The sequence below is a fragment of the Ruegeria sp. YTSC004 genome (genome assembly GCF_059609805.1).
Window position 1 is genome coordinate 36,263 of record NZ_JBXWMJ010000002.1, and the last position, 16,618, is coordinate 52,880.

At 58.3% G+C, this 16,618-nt stretch carries 20 protein-coding genes and 1 tRNA gene; 12 read left to right on the top strand and 9 right to left on the bottom strand.

Annotated features, from left to right (window positions below; translation table 11 throughout):
- Window positions 1-418 precede the first annotated feature (418 nt).
- Window positions 419-664, top strand: coding sequence for an EF-hand domain-containing protein (locus AC2FFP_RS03855; RefSeq protein ID WP_108859061.1), 246 nt, complete (start codon window positions 419-421; stop codon window positions 662-664).
- 54 nt (window positions 665-718) lie between these two features.
- Here the strand turns inward: AC2FFP_RS03855 and AC2FFP_RS03860 are convergent, their stop codons facing one another.
- Window positions 719-2,263 carry a trimethylamine methyltransferase family protein gene (locus AC2FFP_RS03860; protein ID WP_496880736.1) on the bottom strand — a complete coding sequence of 515 codons (1,545 nt, stop codon included), beginning with the start codon at window positions 2,261-2,263 and terminating at the stop codon, window positions 719-721.
- Between the two features lie 417 nt (window positions 2,264-2,680).
- On the opposite strand from AC2FFP_RS03860, the gene AC2FFP_RS03865 reads away from it, so the two are divergent.
- On the top strand, window positions 2,681-3,199 hold the full coding sequence (locus AC2FFP_RS03865) for an outer membrane protein (protein WP_496727152.1): 519 nt from the start codon (window positions 2,681-2,683) through the stop codon (window positions 3,197-3,199).
- A 6-nt stretch (window positions 3,200-3,205) separates the two neighbouring features.
- Here AC2FFP_RS03865 and AC2FFP_RS03870 read toward each other — a convergent pair whose 3' ends face one another.
- The gene (locus AC2FFP_RS03870) at window positions 3,206-4,393 is read right to left on the bottom strand and encodes a pyridoxal phosphate-dependent aminotransferase (RefSeq protein ID WP_496764707.1); all 1,188 of its coding nucleotides are present in this window, start codon (window positions 4,391-4,393) and stop codon (window positions 3,206-3,208) included.
- 58 nt (window positions 4,394-4,451) lie between these two features.
- Window positions 4,452-4,796, bottom strand: coding sequence for an MmcQ/YjbR family DNA-binding protein (locus AC2FFP_RS03875; protein WP_496727150.1), 345 nt, complete (start codon window positions 4,794-4,796; stop codon window positions 4,452-4,454).
- 215 nt (window positions 4,797-5,011) lie between these two features.
- On the opposite strand from AC2FFP_RS03875, the gene cysS reads away from it, so the two are divergent.
- From cysS to AC2FFP_RS03890, 3 genes are read left to right on the top strand one after another with little or no spacing between them, the layout of a single operon-like run.
- The gene (cysS, locus tag AC2FFP_RS03880) at window positions 5,012-6,409 is read left to right on the top strand and encodes a cysteine--tRNA ligase (RefSeq protein WP_496843789.1); all 1,398 of its coding nucleotides are present in this window, start codon (window positions 5,012-5,014) and stop codon (window positions 6,407-6,409) included.
- Window positions 6,409-8,043 (top strand): citramalate synthase, encoded by a 1,635-nt coding sequence (cimA, locus tag AC2FFP_RS03885; RefSeq protein ID WP_496764711.1) that lies wholly within the window; start codon window positions 6,409-6,411, stop codon window positions 8,041-8,043. Before cysS ends, cimA begins: the two co-directional genes overlap by 1 nt.
- A complete protein-coding gene (locus AC2FFP_RS03890; RefSeq protein ID WP_496727146.1) occupies window positions 8,040-8,822 on the top strand; it encodes a squalene/phytoene synthase family protein in 783 nt (260 codons plus the stop codon). The genes cimA and AC2FFP_RS03890 overlap by 4 nt, the downstream gene beginning before the upstream one ends.
- On the opposite strand, the gene AC2FFP_RS03895 is transcribed toward AC2FFP_RS03890, so the two are convergent.
- A complete protein-coding gene (locus AC2FFP_RS03895; RefSeq protein WP_496727145.1) occupies window positions 8,823-9,413 on the bottom strand; it encodes a YceI family protein in 591 nt (196 codons plus the stop codon).
- A 91-nt stretch (window positions 9,414-9,504) separates the two neighbouring features.
- Between AC2FFP_RS03895 and AC2FFP_RS03900 the strand changes: the two genes are divergently transcribed.
- Window positions 9,505-9,921 carry a MarR family winged helix-turn-helix transcriptional regulator gene (locus AC2FFP_RS03900; protein WP_496727144.1) on the top strand — a complete coding sequence of 139 codons (417 nt, stop codon included), beginning with the start codon at window positions 9,505-9,507 and terminating at the stop codon, window positions 9,919-9,921.
- On the opposite strand, the gene AC2FFP_RS03905 is transcribed toward AC2FFP_RS03900, so the two are convergent.
- A complete protein-coding gene (locus AC2FFP_RS03905; protein WP_496727185.1) occupies window positions 9,918-11,135 on the bottom strand; it encodes an MFS transporter in 1,218 nt (405 codons plus the stop codon). The genes AC2FFP_RS03900 and AC2FFP_RS03905 overlap by 4 nt on opposite strands.
- Before the next feature lie 97 nt (window positions 11,136-11,232).
- On the opposite strand from AC2FFP_RS03905, the gene AC2FFP_RS03910 reads away from it, so the two are divergent.
- The 4 genes from AC2FFP_RS03910 to AC2FFP_RS03925 are packed head-to-tail and all read left to right on the top strand — an operon-like array spanning window position 11,233 to window position 13,329.
- Entirely contained in the window at window positions 11,233-11,865 is a 633-nt protein-coding gene (locus AC2FFP_RS03910; protein ID WP_496727143.1) for a DNA-3-methyladenine glycosylase family protein, read from the top strand.
- Complete coding sequence (locus AC2FFP_RS03915; protein ID WP_496727142.1) at window positions 11,862-12,527, top strand: alpha/beta hydrolase; 666 nt, start codon at window positions 11,862-11,864, stop codon at window positions 12,525-12,527. The genes AC2FFP_RS03910 and AC2FFP_RS03915 overlap by 4 nt, the downstream gene beginning before the upstream one ends.
- Before the next feature lie 2 nt (window positions 12,528-12,529).
- A complete protein-coding gene (locus AC2FFP_RS03920; RefSeq protein WP_496764720.1) occupies window positions 12,530-13,033 on the top strand; it encodes a GNAT family N-acetyltransferase in 504 nt (167 codons plus the stop codon).
- Complete coding sequence (locus AC2FFP_RS03925) at window positions 13,027-13,329, top strand: putative quinol monooxygenase (RefSeq protein WP_496764734.1); 303 nt, start codon at window positions 13,027-13,029, stop codon at window positions 13,327-13,329. The genes AC2FFP_RS03920 and AC2FFP_RS03925 overlap by 7 nt, the downstream gene beginning before the upstream one ends.
- A gap of 4 nt (window positions 13,330-13,333) precedes the next feature.
- On the opposite strand, the gene AC2FFP_RS03930 is transcribed toward AC2FFP_RS03925, so the two are convergent.
- On the bottom strand, window positions 13,334-13,759 hold the full coding sequence (locus AC2FFP_RS03930; RefSeq protein WP_496764737.1) for a VOC family protein: 426 nt from the start codon (window positions 13,757-13,759) through the stop codon (window positions 13,334-13,336).
- A 31-nt stretch (window positions 13,760-13,790) separates the two neighbouring features.
- Complete coding sequence (locus AC2FFP_RS03935) at window positions 13,791-14,396, bottom strand: pseudouridine synthase (RefSeq protein WP_496843791.1); 606 nt, start codon at window positions 14,394-14,396, stop codon at window positions 13,791-13,793.
- A 213-nt stretch (window positions 14,397-14,609) separates the two neighbouring features.
- On the opposite strand from AC2FFP_RS03935, the gene AC2FFP_RS03940 reads away from it, so the two are divergent.
- The gene (locus AC2FFP_RS03940) at window positions 14,610-15,194 is read left to right on the top strand and encodes an HNH endonuclease (RefSeq protein ID WP_058278012.1); all 585 of its coding nucleotides are present in this window, start codon (window positions 14,610-14,612) and stop codon (window positions 15,192-15,194) included.
- A 5-nt stretch (window positions 15,195-15,199) separates the two neighbouring features.
- On the opposite strand, the gene AC2FFP_RS03945 is transcribed toward AC2FFP_RS03940, so the two are convergent.
- Together AC2FFP_RS03945 and AC2FFP_RS03950 are read right to left on the bottom strand one after the other, a co-directional pair.
- Complete coding sequence (locus tag AC2FFP_RS03945) at window positions 15,200-15,664, bottom strand: disulfide bond formation protein B (RefSeq protein WP_496764745.1); 465 nt, start codon at window positions 15,662-15,664, stop codon at window positions 15,200-15,202.
- Window positions 15,661-16,239: a YqaA family protein gene (locus tag AC2FFP_RS03950; protein ID WP_058278010.1), complete on the bottom strand. Its 579-nt coding sequence runs from the start codon at window positions 16,237-16,239 to the stop codon at window positions 15,661-15,663. The genes AC2FFP_RS03945 and AC2FFP_RS03950 overlap by 4 nt, the downstream gene beginning before the upstream one ends.
- A gap of 146 nt (window positions 16,240-16,385) precedes the next feature.
- Here AC2FFP_RS03950 and AC2FFP_RS03955 point away from each other — a divergent pair.
- Window positions 16,386-16,471: transfer RNA gene (locus AC2FFP_RS03955), tRNA-Leu, on the top strand.
- The last annotated feature ends 147 nt before the right edge of the window (window positions 16,472-16,618 follow it).

The following is a 16,618-nucleotide window of genomic DNA, read 5'->3' on the forward strand; positions in this document are numbered from 1 at the left end:
GTCGACCGGGAACAGGGTGGGGCGGAATATTTGCTCTTTCCCACTCTCTCACGGGACGGGTGCGCTCGTCCCATGCGACGTCCAGGCCGCAGGCAAACAAAACACCGGGCGGTCAACGAATGGAGCCTGGATGGCGAAACTGACAGGGGGCTTCGGCCCCCTTTCTTTTTGCCCCTCCGAGTCGGTGATTTAGGCAGGGCCTTGCCGGAACGGCACAGGCGCATCGGGCAAGAACCGCCGAAACGTGGATTGGACGTTTCGCCCAGCGGTTGATTGCAGACGCGACTCGGACAAACACGCGGAGAATGGCGCGAAACAGGACGTGTTGCCGGGTTGGGGTGACGACGTTCATTGATTTGGTGTCTGTGGTGCCTGTCCGGACGAAAACACACACAAATACCACTTAGGAGGCATCACAATGAAACCGCAAAACCTGGCAATCATTTCCGCATTCGTATTGGGCCTGCCGGCGATGGCTGCCGCGCAGTCCTCGGCGGACACCAATGGCGACGGAGTTCTGACCATAGAAGAAGTTCAGGCCGTTCTGCCCGAAGTTGACGCCGATGGTTTCTCGGCGATGGACGCCAACGGCGACGGGTCGCTGGACGCAGATGAAATTGCCATCGCGCAGGAAGCAGGGTTGCTACCGCCCAGCAACGGTTAATCCCGCGAAGGCATCGGCGGCCCGTACCCCCACGGGCCGCCATATTTCAATGGGTTACGCCGGCAAGTAAATGTTAAACCTGCCGCGCAGTTCGGCATCCAAAAGCGGATCGAAACTGGCCGGAGACGGCGTCGAGAGAATCTCTTCCTTCCGCTTCACCGCCTTTTCGATCAAATCGGGCTTGCCAATTTCGACCCATTCCTTCGGAGACGACCGGTCGCCAAAAGTCGGGTAGACATAGTCCGCCTGCATCCGGCTCAGCGTTGCATCGGTTCCCAGATAGTGACCGGGTCCTCCGATACAGACTTCGGCCATCTGATCCAGTGCCAGCGTTTCGTCCGTCACTTCGATGCCGCGTACACAGCGTTGTGCTTGCCCGATTAAATCATCGCTGAGGATCAGGCTTTCATGGCAGAATCCCAGCAGCGAGGCATGCATGCCCGCGGACTCATACACCATGTTCAAACCCGAAAGCCCGGCCATGACGTTCGAGCACATCTGCTCCCACCCGGCTTGCATGTCGGGCAGTTTCGCATCCGATGCACCGGCGGCCGCGCCGCCCGGCAAGTCGTAGAAGTGGTGCATTTGGGCGCAGCCCGCTGTCAGGAGTGCTTGTTCGCCAGACCCGATGGACATCGCACCTGTGCGCAGATCAAGGCCAAAGGGCCAGGTGCCAAAAATCGCGGGTGCGCCGGGACTTACGGCGTTTACATAAACCAACCCGGCCAGGCATTCGGCGGTGGCCTGCGCAATAGCACCGGCGATTGTCGAAGGCGCGGTGGCGCCGGCCATTCCGGCCGATAGCAGCAGAACGGGCATTCCTGCCTTGATGCATTCTTCCATCACCTCGCAGCTTTCGGTCGCGAACTTCATCGGCGGAACAACAAAGCAGTTCGAGTTCGACATAAAGGGCCGTTCTCGCCACTTATCCTCGCCACCAGCGATCATGTGCAGCATCTCAATCGCAGGGGCCACATGGCTGGGTTCGGTGAAGGACGTGCCGATATGTTTGAACGTTCCGGACGTGGTGGCGTAGACGGTGTTCAAATCCATCTCGAGGTTGTCGGCGATGTCGCGGCACACCATTGGGCGCTGAACAAAGTGAATGTTTTCAAGTTGTTCACAGATTCGGGACGCGTCGTGCAGGTCTTGAAGGGTCGAATCCCGGTATTCCTGGCCGTGCACGTCAACCATGCTGACAGCTGCGCCGGCAGTGCCAAAGTGGACGCGGTTGCCCGACAGTTCCAGATCGGAATTGCCATCCCTTGAATGCAAGGTGACCGAGCGATTGGCCTTGGCGATTGTGTCTTCCACCAAAGCGCGGGGGAAGCGGATACGCCCGTCGTCACCCAAGATACAGCCAGCGCCGACAAGATAGTCGATCCCGCTTTGTGGAGCGTCCGCCAGACCAATTGTTTCCAGCGCGGTCAGCGCGGCCTGGTGAATACGCTCGATCTGCGCCGGGGTCAGCACCTTCAGCGTGCCGCCCTCCATGCCGGGGCGGATCGGGCGCAGATGTTCGGGTAGCGCTGTGGCACGGGCTGCACGGCGCGCGGCACGACCGCCGCTGCGCGATGTATTTCGGGATTGTTCGTTCATAATTTTAGGTCCGGTCGAGAAAGTACGTTCAGGGTGAGTGTACTCAGACCACAACCGGCCGCCCACGCGCGGCACGCCCACGATCCGCACCAATGGTACGGCTGATCAGGCGAATCTTCCAAACGTCACTTTGCATGCGGGTCCTCATTTGGTGATGTGAACTCTCTCAATACGAGGGTGCACAATCTGTCCTGTTTGCGACCTGAGGGGCCAAAAACGAAGTGTTGTGCCCTGTCGGCATCACGTTCTTGCCGTGGGGTAAAGTTTTTTCCCGAATGTGGGAAATTCTGTTAAGCTTCTATCACTTATTTAAGAGTGGTCCGTGATCTCAATGGATTTTTAACGATTGCAGACCAAGTTTTATGTGATGAAGCCTATCGTTTGGTGGGCGCGCTACAAGGAATTTTGGAGAGGTTGATGAAAGCCCTGATGGCCCTCATGACCACTTGCCTGACAATCGGCATTGCACCGGTATATGCAGAGGATTGGACAGGGGCGTATGCGGGCTTCAGCTTTGGCTATGCGGATGTTGATGGCCCAAATAGCTCTGGCGGAAACGACACGACTTTTGGCCCGCTTGTCGGTTATGATCATGACTTCGGTAATTTCGTTCTTGGCGGTGAGTTGGAGTACAACCGGCTCTCGCTTGATCTGGGGCAGGGTGAAGGCAGCGTGGACAGTCTGACCCGCCTTAAGTTGCGCGGTGGTTATGATTTCGGACCGGCCTTGGGCTATGTCGTCGTGGGCGCGGCCCGATTGGATGCGTCACCGGAAAATGACACCGCTGCAGTGTACGGCATCGGAATTGCCTATCCCATCGGCGACAATTTCGTCATCAGTGGTGAGGCCTTGCGACAGAATTTTAACGACGTCACACGAAGCCAGGGCGATATTGACGCCAACGTGTTCAACCTGCGTACAACCTTCCGGTTTTAAGGCCGTCTATTCCGCCGCGTGACTTTCCGCCAAGCCGGTTGCGAATTCGCAGATCGTTCTGAGTGCTGCGGCAAAGCGGTCGTCGTCAATTGTCATAGCAACGCGCACGTGACCTGCCGCCGCCTCGCCAAAACTTTCACCCGGCATGACAGCAATTGCGTGAGTGTCCAGCAGCGCGTTGGCAAAGTCCTCGCCGCTCATCCCGGTGGCCCGAATGTCCAGCATCAGGTACATCGCACCCTGCGCGGGCACCAGGCCGACGATGTTTTGTTGAGCCATAATGTCGACCGCCAATGCGCGACGACGCCGGAACGGGGCAGCGATTTCCTCTTCAAGATCATGACCCGCGCTCAAAGCAAAACTGGCGGCGTCCTGAATGAACCCGGGCACGCCGTAAGTTGTGTGCGTTGCCAGATTGATGAGATGGGTGATCACCTCTTCAGGGCCGACCACCCAACCGCATCGGGACCCGGTCATCGCGTGTGACTTGGACATCGAACCAACGACCAAGGTACGCTCGGCCATTCCGGGCAGGGTACGTGGTGAGATATGCTCACCTTCCCAGACCTGCGTGTCGTAAACTTCATCTGAGATCAGCCACAGGTCGCGGTCACGGCAGACACCTGCGATACCGTTCAGTGTCTCGCGCGAATATACGACGCCAGTGGGGTTGTTCGGGCTGTTGATCAATAGCGAAACCGCACCATCTGCCGCCGCATCGATCTGCTGCGCGCGCGGCTGGAATGCATCCTCGGCGGTGGTCTGGATGGCCCGGGCTGTCGCACCGGCGCCCCGGATCGTGCCGGGGTATGTCGCGTAATAGGGATCGAGATACAGACCGACATCACCGGGATCGCACACCGCCACGTGGGCAGCAAAAAGGGCAGATTGGCCGCCCGGGGTGATCAACACGTTGTTTCGGCTTGTCTTCTGACCAGTGCGGCCCTGAATGCGCGCGGCAACAGTATCGCGCAGCAAATCAGACCCGGGCACCACAGCGTAGCCGGTGTTTCCCTGACGTGCCGATAGATCCATGGCATCCAGAATGGTCGGGTGCGTGCGAATGTCATGCTCACCAATGGTGAGTTCAGTAATGACGTGCCCTTCGCTGATCATCCGGCGCGCGCGGTAAAATACATCCCACCCATCACTGCCACCTCCGGTCAGATGAGTGATACGCTGCGACAGTTTCATGGCACGCTCCGATCTTGTCTTCAGCGCAGAATGGGCCAGAGGCATTGGAAAATGTCAATCAGCTTCGTGGGGGTAAAGTGGACTGCACTTTTTTCGTCAGGGAAGACCGCACCAGATCGTAGGATGTGGCCAGCCGATGACGCATCTCATCCTCGTCACAGCCAAACGGCAGGCGGATCCAGCTGTGATGAAAATAGGGGGCTTTGGTACCGACGCCTGCTTCGATCAGCATCTGAGCTGTCTCGATATCAGGCGTTTTGACGGACACGCCATCGTTGGCGGTGCCGATGCAGGCAAACATCTTGCCGCCAACCTTCCAGGCATCATGGCCTCCGCCCCAAGGGTCGGAAAGGTCAGCGCCTGGAAACGTGCGGCAGATGGAATTGACAAATTCTCGGCTCATGGCCGAAAGGGTGCGCCACCTTGAGATTGAACTCAAGTCTTGGCTGAACGCGTTGTCCATGCTAGGGGGAGGACATGAACCGTATGACCTGCATCATTATCTGCTGCATTACCTGCTGATTTATCAAGCGGGCCGGTTTCTTTCGTTTTCATCCCTGAGACAAGTTGCTAAGCCCGCGCCAAGCGCAAGCATTTGCTGTCTTTAGGAGCCGACCGATGACGACAATCAAACTGCACAACACACGGACACGGGCGAAAGAAGATTTCGTTCCGATCAGTGCCGATAACGTGCGGATGTATGTCTGCGGACCTACGGTCTATGATCGCGCCCATCTGGGCAACGCGCGGCCCGTGGTGGTTTTTGACGTGCTCTATCGATTGCTGCGCCATGTCTACGGCGCGGATCACGTGACCTATGTGCGCAATTTCACCGACGTGGATGATAAGATTAACGCAACCGCGCTGGCACGCCAGAAGGCGGGTGCTGAGGGCACGCTGGAGCAGTTGGTGCAGGAGCGGTCGGATGAAACCATCGGCTGGTATCTGCACGACATGGGTGCGTTGGGCGCGCTTGAGCCCGACGAGATGCCGCGTGCGACTCAGTACATCGCGCAAATGGTTGCGATGATTGAGGATTTGATCGCGAAGGGTCACGCCTACGCAGCCGAAGGGCACGTTTTGTTCGCGGTTGACCGCTGGAAGGAACACTATGGCGCTTTGTCTGGTCGGTCGGTGGATGACATGATCGCTGGTGCCCGGGTTGAGGTTGCGCCGTACAAGCGGAACCCGATGGATTTCGTGCTGTGGAAGCCCTCAACCGATGAGTTGCCGGGGTGGGACTCGCCTTGGGGCCGTGGTCGTCCGGGCTGGCACATCGAATGCTCGGCCATGAGCTATGAACTGCTGGGTGAGAGCTTTGATATTCACGGCGGCGGAAACGACCTGATGTTCCCGCATCATGAAAATGAGATCGCGCAGAGCAAATGCGCCCATCCGCACGGTGAGTTCGCGCGGTACTGGTTGCATAATGAGATGTTGCAGGTGGAAGGCAAGAAGATGTCCAAATCGCTGGGCAACTTCTTCACCGTACATGACTTGCTGGAGCAGGGCGTGCCGGGCGAGGTGATCCGGTTTGTCTTCCTGCAGACGCATTATCGCAAGCCGATGGATTGGACCGAGAAAAAGGCGCGTGAGGCTGAGGCGACGCTGCGCAAATGGCGGGCGCTGACAGCGGGCATGGAGCCCGCCGCCAGCGCTGCGCCTGCTGTGGTCGCTGCACTCAGCGATGACCTGAACACTGCGGGCGCGCTCACAGAGTTGCACCGTTTGGCTGCAGATGGTGATGCGGCGGGATTGTTGGCGAGCGCACAGGTGCTGGGCCTATTGTTGTCAGAAATGGGAGCATGGGCTGACACAGCGTCGGTGGACCTGTCGTCTCACGCAGATCGGTTGGCCGATGCCCGCGCGAGTGCAATGCAGAACAAGGACTTCTCGGAGGTTGACCGTCTGAAAGCGGCCTATGTTGCAGCAGGGCTGGAAGTACGCATGAGTAAGGACGGGGTCGAACTGGTTCCGGGCACCGGGTTCGATGCGGCCAAGCTGGAGGGCGTATGATGACTAAAGAACGCCTCTACCTCTACGACACTACTCTGCGCGACGGGCAGCAGACACAGGGTGTGCAGTTCTCGACCGCTGAGAAGGTGCAGATCGCGCAGGCTCTGGACGAGTTAGGCGTAGACTATATCGAGGGCGGCTGGCCGGGGGCGAACCCGACGGATAGTGCGTTTTTCGATGCAGCTCCCAAAACGTCGGCCTGTTTGACCGCCTTTGGGATGACCAAACGGTCGGGCCGGTCGGCAGAGAATGACGATGTTCTGGCGGCGGTGATGAACGCGGGTACGCGGGCTGTGTGTCTGGTTGGTAAGTCGCACGATTACCACGTGACCCATGCGCTTGGCATCTCATTGGATGTGAATGTCGAGAACGTACGCGCCTCGATTGCACATATCGTAGCGCAGGGGCGCGAGGCGCTGTTTGATGCCGAGCATTTCTTTGACGGCTACAAGGACAATCCGGCCTATGCGCTTGAGGTCTGTCGGGCCGCGATGGATGCCGGTGCGCGCTGGGTTGTTTTGTGTGACACCAATGGGGGCGCTTTGCCCGCAGAAGTGTCGCAGATCGTGTCCGAGATGGTCGCGGCGGGCCTGCCGGGGGACCGGCTGGGTATCCATACCCACAACGATACGGAAAACGCGGTGGCCTGTTCTTTGGCGGCTGTCGATGCGGGCGCGCGGCAGGTTCAGGGAACCTTGAACGGATTGGGAGAGCGTTGCGGAAATGCGAACCTGACCTCATTGATCCCGACGCTGCTGCTGAAGGAACCTTATGCATCGAACTTTGACATCGGCGTCAGTGTCGAAGCGCTGGCGGGTCTGACCCGCGTCAGCCGCATGCTGGACGAGATCCTGAATCGGGTGCCCAGCAAGCAATCGGCCTATGTCGGGGCGTCCGCATTTGCGCACAAGGCAGGGCTGCATGCCAGCGCGATCCTCAAGGACCCGACGACCTATGAACATGTGGATCCGGCGTCGGTTGGGAACACACGGATCATTCCGATGTCGAACCAGGCGGGGCAGTCGAACCTGCGCCAGCGCTTGATCGAGGCCGGTTTGTCGGTCGAACCCGGTGACCCGTCCCTGGGCCGTATCCTCGAACGGATCAAGTTGCGTGAGGCGGAAGGTTATTCCTACGACACCGCGCAGGCCAGCTTTGAGCTGCTGGCGCGGGACGAACTGGGTCAACTGCCTCAATTCTTTGAGGTAAAGCGGTACAAGGTCACCGTTGAACGGCGCAAGAACAAGTACAACAAGATGGTCAGTTTGTCTGAGGCCGTTGTTGTGGTGAAGGTCGATGGTGAAAAGAAACTGTCGGTCAGCGAGTCTCTGGATGGGTCCGGCGGTGACCGGGGTCCGGTGAACGCGCTGGCCAAGGCGCTGGCCAAGGATCTGGGGCAGTATTCGCGGATATTGGATGATATGCACTTGGTCGACTTCAAGGTACGTATCACGCAGGGCGGCACCGAGGCCGTGACCCGCGTCATCATCGATAGTGAAGACGGGCAGGGGCGCCGGTGGTCCACCGTCGGCGTCAGCGCGAACATAGTCGACGCCTCGTTCGAGGCGTTGCTGGATGCGATCCAATGGAAACTCGTGCGCGATTGCGGCCCACAGTCGGCAGTCGCCGAGTGAGTGCGCCTTTTGACGATGACGTCAAGGCCTGTGCCGCGCTGTTGCATCGGGCCGATCCCGACCGGTTCATGGCGGCCATGGCGGCACCAGTGTCCGCCAGGGCGGTGTTGTTTCCGATCTATGCGTTAAATATCGAGGTCGCCCGGGCACCTTGGGTGACGCAAGAACCGATGATTGCCGAGATGCGCCTGCAATGGTGGCGCGATGCTTTACAAGAGATTGCCGAAGGTCCAACCGTGCGTCGGCATGAGATCGTTACGCCGCTGTCGCGTGTCTTGTCCCCTCATCTTGCGTCGATGATGGATGAATATGTGGCCGTAAGGCGTTGGGATATCTATCGCGACCCGTTCGAGGACGAAGATCATTTCGACGCGTACATAAACCACAGCGCGGGCACGCTCACGGTGGTAGCGGCACAAGCGCTGGGGTCGGCGGATGAGGATGTCGTGCGGGACTTTGGCTATGCCGTTGGGGTCGCCAATTGGTTGCGCGCCATTCCGGATCTGGAAGCGCGTGGGCGAATTCCGCTGCTGGATGGAACGCCTGCGGGTGTTCAACGTCTGGCTGAAAAAGCGTACGGGCGTTTGAAACAGGCACGTACTCAACGACACTCGGTTTCGGCAAAAGCTGCTGCCGCGTTTCATGCCGGTTGGCAAACTGAATTGGTTCTAAAACAGGTCATTGCGCGCCCGGACAGGGTCGCCTCTGGAGCCCTTGGGCCGGGTGAAATCCGCCGCCGCCTGTCGCTGATGGTCCAGGCGGCAACGGGGCGCTGGTAGTTATTCCCAGCCGCCGGCGCGCATTTCGGCCGAGATTTTCAGCTGCACCAAGTCTGACGTTCCCGGGGCAAACATCCCGACGCCGTATTCGCTGCGTAAAAGCTGGCCAGCAGCTTCGACGCCAACCCAGTCACCTTTGTAATAATCGAAAAATCCGGCCAGGGGATGTTCGCCCATGAAGGTCAGGTCGATCTCAAGCGTTGCGGGCTTGGTCTGATCCTTGATTGTCAAATCACCGATCATTTGCAGGGTGCTTGCACCGGTTTGCACCGCCGAGGTCGAGACGAATTTGATGTTTGGGTAAGCTTCGACATCGAAGAAGTCACCGCTTTTGAGGTGATCGTTGAGCGGCCCCCAACCGGTTTCGACACTTGAGGCGTCGATTGTGATATCCGCGCTGGTTGCGGTGACATTTTCAGGGTCAAACTCGACCGTGCCGGATACGGCGGTCCATTCGCCGGATTGTTCGGTCAGTCCCGCGTGGTTGTAGTAGAACCGGATTTCGGTGTGACTTTGATCAAAGTGATAGGTTTCGGCAAGGACTGGTGTGGCCAGTGCCAAGACGAGGGCAGATGCGGTAAACAGCTTCATGACATTTCTCTGATTTGCAGGGTTGATAATTAACATGTAAATGCATCTAAATTGATGAGCAAAGGAAAACCACAATCCTCGCGGAGGCGTGATGGGCGGATTTGAAGAACGAGAGGCGGCCTGGATCGCTCTGAACCAGACACGCACCCGGATCTTTTCCCGGGCTGAGCGCGCGCTGGTGGCAGCGGGATATCCACGGCTGCACTGGTATGACGTGTTGTGGGAGTTGGAACGAGCACCAGACGGCCTGCGACCTAAACAGCTGGAGCAACAGCTGCTGTTTGATCAGTCCAGCTTTTCCCGTCAGGTCGCACGGATGGCGGAGGACGGATTGTTGACGCGCCATGCTGCAGCGGGGGACGGACGGGGAAAAATCCTGCGCATTACCGAAAAAGGCCGTACCCTGAGACGGCAGATGTGGGATATCTACCGCATGCACATTGATGAGGGGATCGCCGAGGCACAGAGATTAGGTGCCTTTGCACCGATACTGAACATTAACGATTAGGCCGTTCGGGGCCGCATCGTCAGCCACAAAAGCGCGCCGCCCGCCAAAGTCAGAAGGGGGATCATCGCGACGTTCACCGCGGTCCAACCTTCAATCGGAGAGCCGCCAGAACAGTTCATCAGCCCACCGGAAGCCAGTGAGGCAAACGTGACGCCACCAAACACCAGCAAGTCGTTCAACCCCTGCATGCGTCCGCGCTCGCTGACGTCATGAGATTCAGCCAACATGGTGGTTGCGCCGATAAAACCAAAGTTCCAGCCGATGCCCAGCAGGATCAGCGCGACAAAGAAATTACCCAGCTCAACGCCCTGTAAAGCAACCACTCCGGCCGCGGCAAGAATGAGTAGGCCCAGTGCCACGATCCGTTCGACCCCAAAACGTGCGATCAACTGTCCGGTGAAAAAGCTGGGAATGTACATCGCCAACACGTGGCTGGTGACGACATCCGCCGCGTCATTGGCGCTGAACCCGCAGCCCACGACGGCCAGCGGTGTCGACGTCATCACAAGGTTCATCAGCGCGTAGGACACCATGGCGCAGATGATTGCAACCGCAATACGCGGCGTTTTCAGAAGCTCGATCCGGGACCGACCTTTGGGGGCATCAGCGGCAGGTTTGGGCGGGGTCGGGATGTCGAGAAAAAAGAACAGGGCCGAGCCAATGACGTTCACTGCGATGACAGCGATATACGTACCGAGAAAAGGGATGACATACGCGGTCGAGGTCAGTTTGACGATCTGAGGCCCGATGATTGCCGCTGCCAGACCGCCCGCCATGACATAGGAAATCGCTTTGGGACGGAAATCGTCCGATGCGGTGTCAGCGGCGGCAAAGCGGTAGAAACCGTGCGCGCTCATGTAGATGCCGGTCAGCAGGCTGCCAGCAAGAAACACAGGGAATGATCCCAGAAACAAGCCATAAGCGCCGACAAGCCCGCCGCAAGCACCTGCCGTCGCGCCGACCAGAAATCCAGCCCGGCGACCCCACCGTTGCATGATGGCCGAGATCGGCGTCGCCGCCAGCATTGAGCCAAGCACGATCAAAGATATGGGCAGAGTCGCCAGGCAGGGATTGGTCGCCAATGACTGCCCGGCCAACCCACCGACGATAAAGATCATCGGCATCTGTGCGCCCAGCAGGGCCTGCGCAGCCACCAGAACGGCGACATTGCGTTTGGCCAGACTGTTGTCCGGGGTTGTGGCGGTCATGGTCATGAGCACATGCGTAATGGCGAAAACGATTGTGCACAAGCGGGTTGCATCTGCGGCAAAGCGGCCTAACGTGCAGTCGATCATCGAGGCCGGAGAGCACATGTCCGTTGGACGGATCATAGAAACACCCGACTGTGTGGAAGAAGGCGCGACATGGCTGGCCGAAAGCTGCCCGCGCATGGCCTATGCGATGGAACAGACCGGTCCGTTGCCCTTGCGCCGTCGCCCGGACGGGTTTGCGCAACTGCTTAGCGCCATAGTCAGCCAGCAGGTGAGTGTGGCCTCGGCCAATGCGATCTGGAACCGGTTGAAGGATGCGAAACTGACCGGCCCGCGCAAAATCATGTGGGCCACCGACGATGATCTGCGTGCAGTTGGGTTGAGCCGCCAAAAAATCCGGTATGCCCGCGCTTTGGCTGAGGCGCGCATTGACTACAAAGCCTTGCGGGACGTTTCAAACGAAGACGTGGTGGCGATCCTGACCGAGGTGTCGGGTATTGGCGTCTGGACGGCCGAGATTTATGCGATGTTCTCTTTGGGTCGTGCCGACGTGATCGCGCCGGGCGATCTGGCGCTGCAAGAGGCCGCGCGCATCTTATATGATTTGCCCGACCGGCCTACCGACAAACAGCTGCGCCAGATGGCCGAGGCATGGTCGCCCTGGCGGTCGGTTGCGGCGCGGGTTTTGTGGGCCTATTACCGGGTGGCAAAAGAACGAGAAGGGATCAGATGACACGGGTTTTGAATGCGCTCCGAAAAGAGCCGGTTTCGGGCGATACACGCTCGGTCGTGGTGTTCGTGCACGGCTATGGCGCCAATGGGGCCGATTTGTTGGGGTTGGCCGATCCGTTGGGTGAGCATCTGCCTGACACGTTGTTCGTGTCACCCGATGCGCCGGAACAGATCCCCGGAATGCCTAACGGATATCAGTGGTTTCCGATCCCGTGGATTGATGGCTCATCCGAAGAAGAAGCACGCCGTGGCATGGAAATGGCCGTTGAGGATTTCAACGCCTTCCTTGATGCCCTGATGGTGGATGAAGATGTGCTGCCCGAACAGGTGGTTCTGTTTGGGTTCTCGCAAGGTACGATGATGAGCCTGTACGTCGCCCCGCGCCGCGAAGACCCGGTGGCTGGGGTCGTTGCCTTCTCGGGCCGGTTGTTGGAACCGGATCTGCTGCCCGACGAAACCGTCAGCCGGATGCCCATCCTTCTGGTGCATGGCGATGCCGACGACGTCGTTCCGCCACAGTCGTTGCCCGAAGCTGCCGAAGCGTTGCAGGCCGCAGATTTCAAAGAAGTTTACGCGCATGTCATGAAGGGCACCGGCCACGGGATTGCCCCCGACGGTCTTAGTGTCGCGCTTGCCTTCATGCGCGACAAGCTGAGCCTGTAGCCATGATCGCGGTTCGTCCCATGATGCCTGAGGACGTGGCAGTTGCCTGCCGAATTCTCAACGAAATCATTGCTATCGGCGGGACGACCGCGTTTGAAACACCGTTTTCCGAGGCGCTGTTTGCTCAAGTCTACCTGAATGGCGCAGACAAAATCTGTTGCCACGTTGCCCTTGATGAACAGGGTGAGGTGGCCGGGTTTCAATGGTTAGGTACCAATGAGGACTTGCCGGAAGATTGCGCGGATATAGCGACTTTCACCCGGCGAGAGCCGGTGTTGAAAGGGGCAGGGCGGGCGTTGTTCTCTGAAACCGCGACCTATGCCGCGGCCCTTGGGTTCAGCGCGCTCAACGCGACGATCCGGGCCGACAACCGGCAGGGGCTTAGCTATTACGACAAGATGGGTTTCCGCGACTACTCGGTCACTTATGCTGTTTCTCTGCAAGACGGAACGCCAGTCGACAGGATTTCGAAACGGTTTGAATTGAAGAAGGGAACGACATGCTGATAGTCACCGGAACGGTTGAAGTGTCGACAGATGGCGTCGACAAAGCCCTTGAGGCCGCACAGAAAATGGTCGCCGAGACTGTGAAAGAGGCCGGCTGCCTGATCTATGAATTCAGCCAGATACTCGGGCAATCCAACAAGTTCCGTGTTTATGAAGAATGGCAGGATCAGGCCGCGCTCGAGGCGCATTTCGCTGCCCCGCATATGGCCGAGTTTCAAGCTGTTCTGGGCGAAGTGGGCGTTGTTTCGAGCGACATCTACCGGATTGTCGGGGGAGAAAAACAACCGCTGCGCTAGGGTCTCAATCCCACAGGTGACCTTCAGCGAATTCCACCGAGTTTCCGGCGGGATCCCGAATATACAGCGATCGTGCCCCGCTTGGCCAATCAAACTCGGCGTCTATGGGGATGTTCCACTCCAGCAGATGCTTGCGCATTTCGTCTATCTCTGTCCGCGATAAAGTCATGCAGACGTGACCGGGACCGCGTGCGCCATGTGGCGGGACGGGAAGCTTCGGATTCTCCGGCGGCTTTGCCGTCTCATCTGCGTTGAACAGCAACAACACCGATCCGCCGACGCGGAAAAATACATGTCGGTTCGCGACGCGTTGAATACATTCTAACGCCAGTATTTCACCATAGAATCGTTCGGCCGCGTCCAGATCGCCAACATAAAGCGCGGCCTCAAGGATCCCCTCTGGGGATGGTGTGCTTCGGGTGACTTTCATGCCTTAACCCTATCACAAAAGGACGTTTTTGTCACCTGCGCGGTCGGCGGTCCCGTTTGCGCTTCGGTGCGGAATCCAATACAGGAGCTGTCAGGCTGTCCCATTGGCCGGGCGCCAACCCCTCTAGCGTATAGTCCCCGATCCGGGCGCGGATCAGGCGCAGGGTGGGATGACCGACCGCTGCCGTCATGCGTCGAACCTGCCGGTTGCGGCCTTCGCGCAAGGTCAGCTCAATCCAGCTGTCTGGTACTGTTTGGCGTACGCGGATAGGTGGGTTTCGTGGCCATAGATCTTCGGGCTCATCCATCAACCGGGCCTTGGCCGGGCGCGTCGGTCCGTCCTTCAGATCAATCCCGTCGCGCAGAGCCTTCAGGGTGGCAGCATCGGGTGAACCTTCCACCTGAACCCAATAGGTTTTGGGCATCTTGTGCTTGGGGTCCGATATTTGCGCCTGCAGCCGGCCGTTGTCAGTCAGCAGCATCAGGCCCTCGCTGTCGCGATCCAGCCTCCCAGCCGGATACACACCGGGCAGGTCGATGAAATCCGACAAAGTACTGCGCGGCGTCTCTGCATTTGCCCGGTCGGTAAACTGCGGCAACACATCGAAGGGTTTGTTGAATCGTATGAACCAGCTCATGATCCCGCCATAGCCTGCCAGAGGCAGAGAACGCAACCTGTGGATAACTGTCACGTCTTTGTTACGGAGCAGGCATACTCAATACCCGAGATGTTGTGGAAACTCAGGGCTTGTCAGAGTTTTAACACGATATATAGTTAAGTTAAGGCCGGGGCGGGTGTTCCCCGCTCTGGTGTCAATAACGGGCAGAGCAGAGCGAGGAGCGATTCCGATATGGACGGAGAATTCAGGACCGAATTTGTCAGGGAACCGGGTGCCCTAAAGCACCATCCGGCATTGGTTTTGAACGCCGATTATCGCCCCTTGTCCTATTACCCCTTATCCCTGTGGCCCTGGCAAGAAGCGATCAAGGCGGCCTGGCTGGACAGGGTGGACATCGTGGCCGAATACGACGAGGTCGTCCGAAGCCCCAGTACCGAGATCCGAATACCATCGGTCGTTGTCCTGAAAGACTATGTAAAACCCAGAAAGCGCGTGGCCTTCACGCGCTTTAATTTATTTTTAAGGGACGAGTTCCGCTGCCAGTATTGTGGAAGCCGGGACAACCTGACCTTTGACCATGTTGTTCCGCGGGCTGCCGGGGGTGTGACCAGTTGGCAGAACGTTGTGGCGGCGTGCAGCCCCTGCAACCTGAGGAAGGGATCGAAGTCGCTGCGGCAGGCGGGCATGTCGCTGCGCAAGCCGCCGCGTCAGCCAGATGCCGAGGCACTGCGAAACATCGGACGCAAGTTCCCCCCGAACCACCTGCATGACAGCTGGATCGACTTTCTGTATTGGGATGCCGAACTGGACGCGTAGTACGCTTATTTCGCACGGAACGCGGCCAGCCAGACCAAAACCAGACCAGCAGATAGCAGAGCGTTCCAGCCAGCCATCGACAGGCCGAACATCTCCCACGGGATATCATCACAGCGCACAAGCGGCGCGGACATGATCTGATCCATCAGTTCCTCAGCGGACAACCCGCCAATATCGCCCGACGTGCAGCTGGTTGGACCTTCCCACCATTTCTGTTCGACACCTGCGTGGTACATGCCAATCCCGGCAGTCACCATCGCGGCAACCGCACCCAAAAGCGGCAGGGGGCGAATGCCTGGAAAGGCAAAGGCCAACACGCCAATCAGAACAGCCGCGGCGTGGGGATAGCGTTGCCAGATGCACATTTTGCACGGGGCCATACCGCCCAGGTGTTGAAACGCCCATGCGCCTAACAACAGTGCGGCCGAACCGCCTGCCGCAATCAGGATCAACAGTTTTTTGCGTGTCATAAGAACTTCACCGCTAAGAACCCACCGAACAGCAGGATGACAAACAGAGTGAACATAAGCCCCAGACGCTTTTCGATGAAGTTGCGAATGGGTTCACCAAAACCCCAAAGCAGCCCAGCAACAACAAAGAACCTGAGCGCGCGGGCCAGAATCGACGTGGCGATGAATGTGCCCAGCGGCATGCCTGTCCACCCGGACATGATGGTGATGACTTTGTACGGGAATGGGGTAATCCCTGCGCCCAGCACGGCCCAGAATCCGAAGTCGTTGAACTTGGTGTTGAACTCTTCCATGGCATGCGCTTTGCCCATGGATTCGAGGATGGGTTGGCCGATGCTTTCATAGAAGAACGCGCCGATCGCATATCCCAGCATGCCCCCCAACACCGAGGCCACCAGGGCAACCGTCGCGATCAGCCAGGCGCGCGACGGGCGCGCAAGAATCATGGGAATCATCAGAACGTCCGGGGGAATCGGAAAGAACGAGCTTTCGACAAATGCCACAATGGCCAGAGCCCAAAGCGCGTGCGGGTGTTCGGCCAGACGAATGGTCCAGTCATAGAGCGATCGCAACATCAGATGCTAAAATCCCGTTCCTTTGTTGCGTCAGCCAAACCATGCGCCTGATGGGCCGTCAACCGTGCCTGAAGAAAACAAACTGAATATCGGTTGTTTTTTGCCTCTGGACCTTCCCGATTATGAGCGCTAATCCAGTGTTCGTGGCCCAAGTGGCGGAATGGTAGACGCAGGGGATTCAAAATCCCCCGTCCTGACGGACGTGCCGGTTCGAGTCCGGCCTTGGGTACCAAGGTAAAAACAGAGGGTAAGGGGAACCTGCTCTCTGTTTTTTCTTTTCTGACGTTTCGAATGTTCATGTTGCCACTTTTGACCGGGGTATCGAAAATGTCGGGGTTTTGACGGTCGTTGGAAAGCTTGGCGACAATCTGAGTTCCGG

Bases quoted from the DNA above. Each gene is read 5' to 3' on its own strand.
- AC2FFP_RS03860 (WP_496880736.1), bottom strand. From the start codon at position 2,263: ATGAACGAACAATCCCGAAATACATCGCGCAGCGGCGGTCGTGCCGCG.
- AC2FFP_RS03945 (WP_496764745.1), bottom strand. From the start codon at position 15,664: ATGACACGCAAAAAACTGTTGATCCTGATTGCGGCAGGCGGTTCGGCC.
- AC2FFP_RS03910 (WP_496727143.1), top strand. From the start codon at position 11,233: ATGTCCGTTGGACGGATCATAGAAACACCCGACTGTGTGGAAGAAGGC.
- AC2FFP_RS03915 (WP_496727142.1), top strand. From the start codon at position 11,862: ATGACACGGGTTTTGAATGCGCTCCGAAAAGAGCCGGTTTCGGGCGAT.
- cimA (WP_496764711.1), top strand. From the start codon at position 6,409: ATGACTAAAGAACGCCTCTACCTCTACGACACTACTCTGCGCGACGGG.
- AC2FFP_RS03865 (WP_496727152.1), top strand. From the start codon at position 2,681: ATGAAAGCCCTGATGGCCCTCATGACCACTTGCCTGACAATCGGCATT.
- AC2FFP_RS03940 (WP_058278012.1), top strand. From the start codon at position 14,610: ATGGACGGAGAATTCAGGACCGAATTTGTCAGGGAACCGGGTGCCCTA.
- AC2FFP_RS03870 (WP_496764707.1), bottom strand. From the start codon at position 4,393: ATGAAACTGTCGCAGCGTATCACTCATCTGACCGGAGGTGGCAGTGAT.
- AC2FFP_RS03855 (WP_108859061.1), top strand. From the start codon at position 419: ATGAAACCGCAAAACCTGGCAATCATTTCCGCATTCGTATTGGGCCTG.
- AC2FFP_RS03905 (WP_496727185.1), bottom strand. From the start codon at position 11,135: ATGACCATGACCGCCACAACCCCGGACAACAGTCTGGCCAAACGCAAT.
- cysS (WP_496843789.1), top strand. From the start codon at position 5,012: ATGACGACAATCAAACTGCACAACACACGGACACGGGCGAAAGAAGAT.
- AC2FFP_RS03895 (WP_496727145.1), bottom strand. From the start codon at position 9,413: ATGAAGCTGTTTACCGCATCTGCCCTCGTCTTGGCACTGGCCACACCA.
- AC2FFP_RS03900 (WP_496727144.1), top strand. From the start codon at position 9,505: ATGGGCGGATTTGAAGAACGAGAGGCGGCCTGGATCGCTCTGAACCAG.
- AC2FFP_RS03920 (WP_496764720.1), top strand. From the start codon at position 12,530: ATGATCGCGGTTCGTCCCATGATGCCTGAGGACGTGGCAGTTGCCTGC.
- AC2FFP_RS03875 (WP_496727150.1), bottom strand. From the start codon at position 4,796: ATGAGCCGAGAATTTGTCAATTCCATCTGCCGCACGTTTCCAGGCGCT.
- AC2FFP_RS03925 (WP_496764734.1), top strand. From the start codon at position 13,027: ATGCTGATAGTCACCGGAACGGTTGAAGTGTCGACAGATGGCGTCGAC.
- AC2FFP_RS03930 (WP_496764737.1), bottom strand. From the start codon at position 13,759: ATGAAAGTCACCCGAAGCACACCATCCCCAGAGGGGATCCTTGAGGCC.
- AC2FFP_RS03935 (WP_496843791.1), bottom strand. From the start codon at position 14,396: ATGAGCTGGTTCATACGATTCAACAAACCCTTCGATGTGTTGCCGCAG.
- AC2FFP_RS03950 (WP_058278010.1), bottom strand. From the start codon at position 16,239: ATGTTGCGATCGCTCTATGACTGGACCATTCGTCTGGCCGAACACCCG.